The sequence below is a fragment of the Caldicoprobacter sp. genome (assembly GCF_047459465.1).
In the GTDB taxonomy this organism is placed as follows: domain Bacteria; phylum Bacillota; class Clostridia; order Caldicoprobacterales; family Caldicoprobacteraceae; genus Caldicoprobacter.
The window spans coordinates 1-2,975 of record NZ_VSCO01000188.1 but is presented as its reverse complement, the minus strand read 5'-3'; the positions used below and the strand labels follow the sequence as shown (position 1 = coordinate 2,975).

The window sequence follows — 2,975 nt, the reverse complement described above, 5'->3', positions numbered from 1 at the left end:
CCGGGAATGGTCACATATAATGTTTGTTGCCATCTATTTGCGCCATCAATCTTTGCCGCATCATATAACTCTTGATCTATTCCTGTCAAAGCCGCAAGATAGATTATACTTCCCCACCCAACATGTTGCCATATATCGGAAAGCACATATATTGGTACAAACAAGCGCGGATTGTTTAGCATGGTTTGCTTCTTGAACCCTACGTATGACAACAGCTGTGTGATAAAGCCCGTATCGCTAGTAAATTGTTTGATCATACCGCATATTACTACTAAGGAAATGAAGTGCGGCATATACGTAATTGTTTGAACAGTCCTGGCAAAAGCCTTGCTTTTTAACTCGTTAATCAATAGGGCAAGTATAATAGGAGCAGGAAAACCCACTATCAGCTGAGTGAGGCTAATAGTTACAGTATTCCTTAGCGTTCTACCAAAATACACACCAGTGAAAAAATCTTTAAAATGTTTAAAACCTACCCACGGGCTTCCCCAAATACCTCTTGCCGGCGAAAAGTTTTTAAATGCAATAATCGCTCCATACATAGGCCAATAATGAAATAATAAATAGTACAAAACTATAGGAATGGCCAATAAATATAGCTCCTTATTTCTCAGGAAATCCCTGGAGAGTTTTTCCGAAAAGGACAGCTTTTTACCGGTATTGGCTACATTCACGCTTATTTCATTGCGCAGTTTGTACATATAATCCCTCCGCAAATTTTAAAATATTCTCCACAGGAGGCATTAAAAAGCCATCCTGTGGAGAACAAGCCAAACTCGACTTAGCCTTTATCTGGCATAATATCCATCTAGAGCCCTCTGATAAATCTCAATAGCTTTGTCAATCCCCATATTCTTTATCGTCTGCTGGAATTCGTCCACTTTGGAGATCGGTTCTGTGCCCATAATAATGTTCATGGTCATCTCATCTACGTAGGTGTTAATCTCGTTCATGATCTTAGCGACCTCAGCGCTTTCCTCGGGCGTAAACGTAATGGGAGGCATTACCGAGGTATTCTCATCAACATCAGACCATTGCACTAGCGCATCCTTTTGCTGAGGCATTGTATAATACTGCCTTATATAGTTTACATCCTGTATAAAAGGCCCGTTGATAGGTGCCAGGCAGTATTTTGACATGGCTTGAGCTATAGTCAACCCTTCCGGGTTATTCATGATGAGATCGGTGTATGTTGGAACGCCGTCTACATATTCGAATGATACCCCTTCAATACCATAGTTATAGAGTATGTGACCCTCTTCACTATATGCATAATCCAAAAATCTCATAGCTATGTCAGGATGCTTACAGGAAGTCGTAATCACCGCATGACCGTTGGAGGTAAATTCAAAGGAATTCATATACTTGGGTTTTTCTCCCGGATTCTTAACCGGATAAGGTGCTGCTACCAAATCATACTCCGGATTTTCTTTCTGTGCAGTGACGATATAAGGCCCCATCTGCCCTCCACCAGCAGCTCTGGTAGCTCCCGCTCTACCGGTAGTCATCTTGGAATCCTGAATAGTCCTGTCAACCGTAGCAAAGTTCTGATCGATAAGCCCTTTCTTGTACCAATCTGCCATGGTTATTAAGAACTCCTTATAGCCATCCTCAGCAGGACCAAACTTTACAACCTTATTATCAGGGTAGAATGTCCTGTCAATGCCAAAGGCATTTACGAAAGTCATTTTTATTTGATCCAGGCTGCCGGTAAATGGCGCCTCACATTTCTGATTCTCTTTAAACCCTGTCAATACCTTTTCCCAATCGGCGATGGTTTTGGGAACGTCGTGTCCATTGGCTTTAAGCCAGTCGGCCCTCAGTACAGGGCCACTTGTGTGCCTCAACTCTTTATGGCCTCTAATGAAGGGAACCAGATAGAATTTACCGTCATCGCTTTTTACCTGCCTTGCAACCTCTGGATTGGCTTCATAATATGCCATTAGATTGGGAGCATATTTTTCCATGAGTTCTGTAAGCTCTATAATTACGCCATCATTGTAGAGCTTCATTACTCCACCAGGATAGCTGGGCCACTGATATACCATTATATCGGGATACTCGCCAGATGCAAGCAGGACGTTAAGGCTTTCCTCTGCTTGCCCCACGGGAGGATGGATATACTCAACCTTTACACCTGTCCTTTTTTCTAACTCCTGCCTCCAAGGAAGTTCCGCGAAATTAGTACAATAAGCCGTAACATTGGCTGCTAGTTCAACCCAATAGGTCAACTTATAATCCCCTTTAATGGGATAAACCGATTCTTTTTTTGCGCCCTCGGAACTTTCTTGTTCAGATTGTTGCTTATTTTCTTGTTCAGTGCCAGTGGAAGCGGGCTCTTGCGGTTTAGTAGTATCAGAGCCAGTACCAGTATCTCTTGATCCGCATCCTGCAAGCAGTACAAAGCATAATACCAAAGCCAACATTACCGATAAGATTTTCTTCTTGGACATACATCTTATCCCCCTTAATTATAATTTATTAAGGTTAAAGTTTAGCTCAGAATGTTGATACGAGATACCCATACTGGCGCCAGATATGGATTTAGCTTTGCAAAGCTTTGCATTACCAATTATATTGCCAGACAAGAAATAAGTGAATTATTACATTTTGCTTTGTTTCATTTTTTTAAACTATTGACGTTTTCAATTTTAGAACATTACAAAAATTTAAACTAGCCATCTATTTTTTCGTATTCCCCGGGAGTAAAGCCGGTATATTTCTTAAAAGCGTTAATAAATGTGCCAACGCTTCCAAATCCTGTTTTTAGTGCAACCTCTTTTACCTTTTCCCCCTTCAACAAGTACTCCTTTGCCTTTTCTATCCTCTTACAATTTATATAGTCCACATAATTCATATTCAGATGTTCCTTAAAAAACCTGCTCATGTACTGAGGAGTAACATTAAACTCTTCTGCTATCCTTTCCAAACTGAGTTGATTATCTAAGAAATTGTTCTCGACATATTCTACTATT

3 protein-coding genes are annotated in these 2,975 nt (G+C 40.7%); all 3 read right to left on the bottom strand.

The genetic code is table 11. The annotated features are described in order from the left end of the window. On the bottom strand, positions 1-701 hold a 701-nt coding region (locus tag FWJ59_RS09110), incomplete at its 3' end, for an ABC transporter permease (protein ID WP_414481623.1). Positions 702-788: 87 nt separating this feature from the next. Further along, a complete protein-coding gene (locus tag FWJ59_RS09105) occupies positions 789-2,453 on the bottom strand; it encodes an extracellular solute-binding protein (RefSeq protein WP_414481622.1) in 1,665 nt (554 codons plus the stop codon). A 221-nt stretch (positions 2,454-2,674) separates the two neighbouring features. Next, the coding region (locus tag FWJ59_RS09100) for a helix-turn-helix domain-containing protein (RefSeq protein WP_414481621.1) at positions 2,675-2,975 on the bottom strand (301 nt) is incomplete at its 5' end.

Coding starts and splice junctions, on each gene's coding strand:
- FWJ59_RS09105 (WP_414481622.1), bottom strand. CDS start 2,453: ATGTCCAAGAAGAAAATCTTATCGGTAATGTTGGCTTTGGTATTATGC.